Below are 7,602 nucleotides of genomic sequence, written 5' to 3' on the forward strand. Positions count from 1 at the left end.
ATTTTTCAATAAAATTTTCCTATTTTTTTAAAAAAATAAAGGAATTCTTATTGCATTGTCGAATTCTTTCTTTAGAATAAGAATATATACAAATTTTCTGGATTTAAGCTTGAGGAGGAAATAGAGTGAAAAAAATAAAAGTTTGTGTGGTTGATGATAACAGAGAACTGGTTAATTTACTTGATGAATATTTATCTAGCCAAGAAGATATCGAAGTATTAGGTGTTGCCTATAATGGTCAAGATTGCCTTAATATGCTTCAAGATAAACAGCCAGATGTTCTCGTTTTAGATATTATTATGCCTCACCTTGATGGCCTAGCAGTCTTAGAAAAATTACGCGAATCAAATCTTGAAAAACAGCCTAGTGTAATTATGTTAACAGCTTTTGGTCAAGAGGATGTGACTAAAAAGGCTGTCGATTTAGGCGCAGCTTATTTTATTTTAAAACCATTTGATATGGAAAACCTTGCAAGCCGAATCCGTCATGTTAGCGGTAAATCAACCCCAGTAATTAAACGTAACCCATCTAATCAAGTTGTTCGCACACAGCCAGAAAATAGTCCTAAAAACTTAGAGGGAAGCATTACAAGTATTATTCACGAAATTGGAGTTCCTGCACATATTAAAGGATATCTATACTTAAGAGAAGCAATCTCGATGGTATACAATGATATTGAATTATTAGGATCTATCACGAAAGTTCTTTACCCAGACATCGCAAAGAAATTCAATACAACTGCAAGCCGCGTTGAGCGTGCGATTCGCCATGCCATTGAAGTTGCGTGGAGCCGTGGTAATATTGACTCTATTTCTAATCTGTTCGGTTATACAGTAAGTATGTCAAAAGCAAAGCCAACAAACTCCGAGTTCATCGCAATGGTTGCAGATAAGCTTCGTCTTGAGCACAAAGCTTCTTGAGAGGGTAAGAGGTAATTAAAACTGAACTTACTATTCATTTATTCAGAAAACGCCGTGAAAGCGGTGTTTTTTTGTGGCGTTTTTTCTATAATGGAGGTATCACCAAAAAAAGGAGAATACCAATGATGAAAACGAAAATTTTTGGGCATAGGGGTTCAGCCGGAACACACCCGGAAAATACAATGATTTCGTTTAAAGAAGCCGCAAGAGTTGGTGCTGATGGGATTGAGTTAGATATTCAAATGACAAAAGATGGTGTCATTGTTGTCATCCATGATGAAACTGTTAATCGAACGACAAATGGAAAATATAAAGGCTGGGTTAAGGATTATACATTAAAACAAATCAAGCAAATGGATGTAAGCTATAAGTTTAAGGATAGGTACGGAAATTGCGAGATACCGACACTTGAAGAAGTATTTGATTGGGCAAAATCAAATAGGCTGCTTATCAACGTTGAATTTAAAACTGGATTAGTCTCCTATAGGGGGATAGAAGAAAAAACAATGCAGATGATTAAGGACTATGGACTTGAGGACCGAATTGTTTTATCCAGCTTTAATCACTATAGTTTAGTGAAGTGTAGGCGGATGTCGAGATCAATTGATTTGGCTATTTTATATATGGAGGGTCTTTATGAGCCGTGGGAATATGCAAAACGCCTTAAAACAAACGGAATCCATCCATATCATCCAACAATCAATAAAGAAATAGTCGATGCATCGAAGCGAAATGGCATTGCAGTTCGTCCATTTACAATAAATGATGAGAAGAAGATGAGGCAATTTATAGATTTTGGATGTTCTGCGATCATTACTGATCATCCAAGAAAGGCAGTTGCATTAGCTAAATAAACAAAAAATAATCCTGCTCACTCAGCAGGATTATTTATTTTGCTCTCCGCAACAGGGGAGCTTTCTTTACTAAATTTTTCTTGTACTTTATTTCTTTTACGGTCGCGGTGAAGAATGAAGCCACCGATAAAGGATAAGCCAGCTAGGAAGAAAATAAGACCTATAATAAATTGTAGCATTAAGGATGGTATCGGGCTATGTAATACACCGAAAAACATATCCCTCATAAATTTAATTCCAACCCCAGCTATAATTCCGGGAATTAATAATACGATTAGAGCTAATATTCGTTGCATAAATAAGTTCCTTTCAAAAAAAGACTACTTACTATTAATTTAAGCCATTAATAAAATTTGTCAAGATGGATGTTTCAGGTTATTATAAAGGTGTGCATTTTTTTGCAAAGGGAATAATAAGAGTATGTAAAATATTGCAAAACTCTAACCTTGTGATAGGGAGGTGACTGTGGATATGCAGAAGGTTATGGTCGATTTGATTTTAGATTCAACCCATGATGGAATGATTGTCATTGATATAAATAGCCAAGTTATCTTACTAAACAGTAGTGCATCAAGGATGATCGGGGTTGCGAAGGAAAATGCAATTGGTAAGCATATATTCGAATGCATTCCATATAGCCGATTACCTGAGATTCTTTCAACAAGGGCTATTGAGGTCAATCAGGAATTTGTGTTGAAAAATGGACGAAAAATTATTACAACCAGAATTCCAATGATCAATGAATCAGGAATGCTCCTAGGGGCATTTGCCGTTTTTAAAGATATTACGGAAGTTGTCAATCTTGCTGAAGAAATTACAAATTTAAAAGAAATACAAACAATGCTAGAAGCAATCATCCAATCCTCAGATGAAGCTATTTCAGTTGTGGATGAGAATGGAAGCGGCATTTTAATAAATCGTGCATACACTCGAATAACAGGACTTGAAAAAGACCAGGTTATTGGGAAGCCTGCAAACGCTGATATTTCTGAAGGAGAAAGTATGCATATGCAGGTATTAAAAACGAGAAGACCTGTAAGAGGCGCCCGAATGAAGGTAGGGCCACATGATAAAGATGTGATTGTAAATGTTGCACCGGTCATTGTGGATGGCAAGCTTAAGGGAAGTGTAGGAGTCATTCATGATGTGTCAGAAATTAGCCAACTCACATCTGAATTGAATCGGGCTAGACATATCATTCGATCCCTCGAAGCAAAATACACATTTGATGATATTATTGGTTCCTCAGAAGAAATGGAATTTGCAATAGAACAAGCGAAACTTGGAGCAAAAACCCCAGCAACCGTATTACTTAGAGGCGAATCTGGGACAGGCAAGGAATTGTTTGCACATGCGATACATAATGAAAGTAAGCGAAAATATAATAAGTTTGTTCGTGTGAATTGTGCAGCCATCTCAGAATCCCTATTAGAAAGTGAACTTTTTGGCTATGAAGAAGGTGCTTTTTCAGGAGCAAAGCGCGGTGGCAAACGCGGCATATTTGAGGAAGCGAACAATGGCAGTATTTTCTTAGATGAAATTGGGGAACTTTCTTTGAATACGCAAGCAAAATTATTAAGGGTTTTGCAAGAAAGAGAAATAAGACGAGTTGGGGGAACGAAGTCAATTCCAATCGACGTACGAATCATCGCAGCTACAAATGTAAATTTGGAAAAAGGAATTGGAAATGGGACCTTTAGAGAGGATCTCTACTATCGGATAAACAAAATACCGATCCACATTCCATCATTACGAATGAGAAAACATGATATTAAACAACTCGCGGAGCATTTGCTTCTTAAAATAAATCAGGATTACGGGCGAACAGTTGAAGGGTTAACTGAAGAAGCAATTCACTATTTATATGGATATGATTGGCCTGGAAATGTCAGGGAGCTTGAAAATGTGCTAGGCAGAGCCGTAATCTTTATGAACTATCAGGAAAGACTAATTGATGTAAACCATATCCAACCCCTACATAATTTGATGGACAAGGTTCCTGAAAGCCATTCAATACCTGAATCTGAAATTAAGGATGTCCCTTTATCGGATTTAGTTGAGAAGTACGAAGCAAAAGTGATTTCAGAGGTATTGGAACTGAATGGTGGAAATAAAACGGCGGCTGCCAAATCATTAGGGATTTCACTAAGAAGTCTATATTATAAGTTGGAAAAATATAATCTTGCAAATTAAAGCACGCAATTTTTTGCAAGAAATGCAAGATATTGCACAAAAGTTTTATGTAAAACATCCCTAATGAAGCGCTTTCATATTATTTTGTGTTGGCACGATAATTGCATAAATAATAAGTGTAAAAAACGAAGTGGACTATGATTGAAAAGAAGGTAAAACGAAATGAAACTTACGAATCTTATCAAAAATGCGGCAGAAAAATCCGGGGTTACGGTTGCAGTTGCCGCCGCTGAGGATGAAGAAGTGCTTGAAGCCGTTATCGAAGCCGTAAATCACAGGTTTTCTCGTTTTTTATTGTTCGGCAATCAAGAAAAGATTGAACAAATCCTTTCTGAAAAAGGAGGATATAGGGCAGGGCATGAAGCACTTCAAATTGTAAATTCATCAACAAAGGAAGAAGCGGCAAGGGATGCTGTAAAAGCGGTTCATGCTGGAGAAGCAGATGTTTTAATGAAAGGGAATATCGCAACTTCAACTATTTTAAAAGCCGTTTTGCATAAAGAATATGGATTACGGACAGGAAATGTATTATCACATGTTGCTGTTTTTGAAGTACCTGATTATAACCGATTTGTAATCGTAACAGATGCAGCCATGAACATCGCACCGGGGCTTCAGGAGAAGGTACAAATTTTAACGAATGCAGTTAAAGTGGCACACTCAATCGGGATAAACGTTCCAAAAGTAGCACCTATAGCAGCGGTTGAAGTTGTGAATCCATCGATGCAAGCAACATTAGATGCGGCTGTTTTAACCCAAATGAACAATCGCGGTCAAATTCAAAACTGTATCGTCGATGGACCATTAGCGCTTGATAACGCCATATCGAATCATGCGGCTGAGCATAAGGGAATTTCGAGTGCAGTGGCTGGACAGGCTGATATTTTGCTCGTTCCAACAATTGAAGTTGGAAATGCATTATATAAATCATTGGTTTATTTTGCAAAAGCAGAGGTAGGGGCTGTAATTGCAGGTGCATCTGCACCGATTGTATTAACTTCTAGAGCTGATTCTGCAAAAAGCAAATTATATTCATTAGCATTGGCAGTATGCTCTGCCAATAATAATTAACTATTGTCAATCTTGGGGAGGATCTTACAAAATGGAAATCTTTTCTTATATGGAAAAATTTGATTATGAACAATTAGTATTTTGTCAGGACAAACAATCTGGTTTAAAGGCGATTATCGCTATTCATGATACGACATTAGGACCGGCACTTGGCGGTACTCGTATGTGGACATATGCTTCAGAGGAAGCAGCGATTGAGGATGCATTAAGACTTGCAAAAGGAATGACTTATAAAAATGCAGCAGCTGGGTTAAATCTGGGTGGAGGAAAAACAGTTATTATCGGCGACCCTCGCAAGGATAAAAACGAAGAAATGTTTCGTGCGTTTGGACGCTATATTCAAGGTCTGAACGGACGTTATATAACAGCTGAAGATGTGGGTACGACTGTAGCAGATATGGATATTATCCACGAAGAAACCGATTTTGTAACGGGAATATCTCCTGCTTTCGGATCATCTGGAAACCCTTCTCCAGTAACTGCATTTGGAGTATATCGCGGAATGAAAGCTGCAGCGAAAGAAGCATTTGGTTCAGACTCAGTTGAAGGGAAGACAGTGGCTATTCAAGGTGTTGGAAATGTAGCATACACACTTTGTAAATACCTTCATGAAGAAGGAGCAAATTTAATTGTAACAGATATTAATAAGGACGCGGTTGACCGTGCTGTCAGAGATTTTGGAGCTAGGGCAGTGGATCCTAACGACATTTATAGTGTAGACTGTGACATTTATGCACCTTGTGCACTAGGTGCAACAGTAAATGACGAGACTATTCCACTATTAAGGGCAAAAGTCATTGCGGGTTCTGCAAACAATCAGCTAAAAGAACCACGTCATGGTGACATGGTTCATGAGTTAGGGATTGTATACGCTCCAGACTATGTGATTAATGCTGGCGGAGTTATCAATGTTGCAGACGAATTATATGGCTACAATCAAGAGCGCGCGCTGAAGAAGGTTGAATCACTTTACGACACAATTGAAAAAGTAATTGAAATCGCAAAAAGAGACGGCATTCCAACCTATCAGGCTGCTGATCGTTTAGCAGAGGAGCGCATCGAGAGAATGAGAAATTCAAGAAGCCAATTTTTACAAAATGGGCACCATATTTTAAGTCGTAGGAAGTAAGAAAAGCGCAAGGCACCTGGATAAAGGAACATCGACTAACTACTGCCACGTCCTGTGGCAAACGTCGATGTCAGCACTTCCTGTGCAAGTCAAGCATAAGATGAGCGCTGACAGAAGGTGCACTTTACCTTCCGAAGCGATTAGCTTAGACCAGAGAGCCGATGGTGCCTGGAGCTAGACATTAACCCTAGACTTTCCAATGGGGGAAGGCTGGATTAAGCTTTTCCTCCATTTCACCTTAAACGAATCACCAAGAAATGTAATAACAACCGTACAACTGCATTTTAGTACTGGAGGTTTCAATATTGCATGACAAAGAATACAGGATTCTCGTTATCAATCCAGGATCAACATCAACGAAAATTGGCGTCTACGATAATGAACGTTCTGTTTTTGAAAAGACCATTCGACATGATCGCTCAGAATTAAATGCTTTTGAAAATATTAACGATCAATATGGATTTCGAAAAACAACCATTTTGAAAAACTTAGTTAATGAAGGTATTAATATCTCAAAATTCAACGCAGTTTGCGGTAGAGGTGGGTTATTAAAGCCGATACAAGGCGGAACCTACAAAGTAAACAGTGAAATGCTTCAAGATTTACGGATTGGATATGCCGGGCAGCATGCATCGAATCTTGGAGGTATTTTAGCGTATGAAATTGCATCTGGGTTAAATATTCCGCCATATATCGTGGATCCTGTTGTTGTTGACGAACTTGAACCTATTGCTCGAATATCAGGGTTTGATTTAATTGAAAGAAGGAGCATTTTTCATGCATTAAATCAAAAGGCAGTAGCAAGAAGAGTTGCGAAGGATCACGGAAAAACCTATGAAGAAATGAATTTAATCGTTACCCATATGGGCGGTGGAATTACAGTCGGTGTCCATAAGCGTGGTAAAGTGATTGACGTAAATAATGGGTTGCACGGTGACGGACCATTTAGCCCAGAACGAGCTGGGACAGTACCTGCGGGGGATTTAATCGACCTTTGTTTTTCGGGTCAATATTTCCGTGAAGAAATCATGAAAAAACTTGTTGGGCATGGCGGATTAGTTGGTTATCTTGGTACAAATGACGCAGTTGAAGTCGAGAAAATGATTGAAAAAGGAGACGAAAAGGCGAGATTAGTATACAAGGCGATGGCATACCAAATCGCCAAAGAAATAGGTGCAGCAAGTGCAGTTCTTTCAGGGCGTGTTGATGCGATCATTTTAACCGGCGGATTAGCCTATGGAAATGAATTTATCTCCGAAATATCGAACCATGTTAATTGGATAGCAGATGTCATCATTCAGCCTGGTGAAAATGAGTTGCAGGCCTTAGCTGAGGGTGCTTTACGTGTGCTGCGTGGGGAAGAGAAGGAAAAAGAATATCCGGGAAATCCCCTTCACACCCCGGTCTTAAAATAAGTGTTTAAAAAGGAGGATGA

General features: G+C 38.5%; 7 protein-coding genes. 6 read left to right on the forward strand and 1 reads right to left on the reverse strand.

The window, feature by feature from the left end:
• Window positions 1-125: 125 nt before the first annotated feature.
• Together spo0A and V7147_RS09130 are read left to right on the forward strand one after the other, a co-directional pair.
• Window positions 126-920 (forward strand): sporulation transcription factor Spo0A, encoded by a 795-nt coding sequence (gene spo0A / locus V7147_RS09125; protein WP_335367542.1) that lies wholly within the window; start codon window positions 126-128, stop codon window positions 918-920.
• A 125-nt stretch (window positions 921-1,045) separates the two neighbouring features.
• On the forward strand, window positions 1,046-1,774 hold the full coding sequence (locus tag V7147_RS09130) for a glycerophosphodiester phosphodiesterase (RefSeq protein WP_335367543.1): 729 nt from the start codon (window positions 1,046-1,048) through the stop codon (window positions 1,772-1,774).
• Window positions 1,775-1,791: 17 nt separating this feature from the next.
• Here V7147_RS09130 and V7147_RS09135 read toward each other — a convergent pair whose 3' ends face one another.
• Window positions 1,792-2,070, reverse strand: coding sequence for a DUF2627 domain-containing protein (locus V7147_RS09135; protein WP_335367544.1), 279 nt, complete (start codon window positions 2,068-2,070; stop codon window positions 1,792-1,794).
• 175 nt (window positions 2,071-2,245) lie between these two features.
• On the opposite strand from V7147_RS09135, the gene V7147_RS09140 reads away from it, so the two are divergent.
• From V7147_RS09140 to buk, 4 genes are all read left to right on the forward strand, one after another.
• Window positions 2,246-3,967: a sigma-54-dependent Fis family transcriptional regulator gene (locus tag V7147_RS09140; protein ID WP_335367545.1), complete on the forward strand. Its 1,722-nt coding sequence runs from the start codon at window positions 2,246-2,248 to the stop codon at window positions 3,965-3,967.
• Between the two features lie 162 nt (window positions 3,968-4,129).
• Window positions 4,130-5,038 (forward strand): phosphate butyryltransferase, encoded by a 909-nt coding sequence (gene yqiS, locus V7147_RS09145; RefSeq protein ID WP_335367546.1) that lies wholly within the window; start codon window positions 4,130-4,132, stop codon window positions 5,036-5,038.
• Window positions 5,039-5,069: 31 nt separating this feature from the next.
• Window positions 5,070-6,167, forward strand: a complete 1,098-nt coding sequence (gene bcd / locus V7147_RS09150) for a branched-chain amino acid dehydrogenase (RefSeq protein WP_335367547.1) — start codon at window positions 5,070-5,072, stop codon at window positions 6,165-6,167.
• A 305-nt stretch (window positions 6,168-6,472) separates the two neighbouring features.
• Window positions 6,473-7,582, forward strand: a complete 1,110-nt coding sequence (gene buk, locus V7147_RS09155; protein ID WP_335367548.1) for a butyrate kinase — start codon at window positions 6,473-6,475, stop codon at window positions 7,580-7,582.
• Window positions 7,583-7,602: the final 20 nt, after the last annotated feature.

It is taken from the genome of Bacillus sp. JJ1521 (assembly GCF_036965165.1).
Lineage (GTDB): Bacteria > Bacillota > Bacilli > Bacillales > Bacillaceae_L > Ferdinandcohnia.

What these genes read in the sequence shown, in the direction of transcription:
- V7147_RS09135 (WP_335367544.1), bottom strand. Translation starts at nt 2,070, where the DNA reads ATGCAACGAATATTAGCTCTAATCGTATTATTAATTCCCGGAATTATA.
- V7147_RS09130 (WP_335367543.1), top strand. Translation starts at nt 1,046, where the DNA reads ATGAAAACGAAAATTTTTGGGCATAGGGGTTCAGCCGGAACACACCCG.
- V7147_RS09140 (WP_335367545.1), top strand. Translation starts at nt 2,246, where the DNA reads ATGCAGAAGGTTATGGTCGATTTGATTTTAGATTCAACCCATGATGGA.
- bcd (WP_335367547.1), top strand. Translation starts at nt 5,070, where the DNA reads ATGGAAATCTTTTCTTATATGGAAAAATTTGATTATGAACAATTAGTA.
- yqiS (WP_335367546.1), top strand. Translation starts at nt 4,130, where the DNA reads ATGAAACTTACGAATCTTATCAAAAATGCGGCAGAAAAATCCGGGGTT.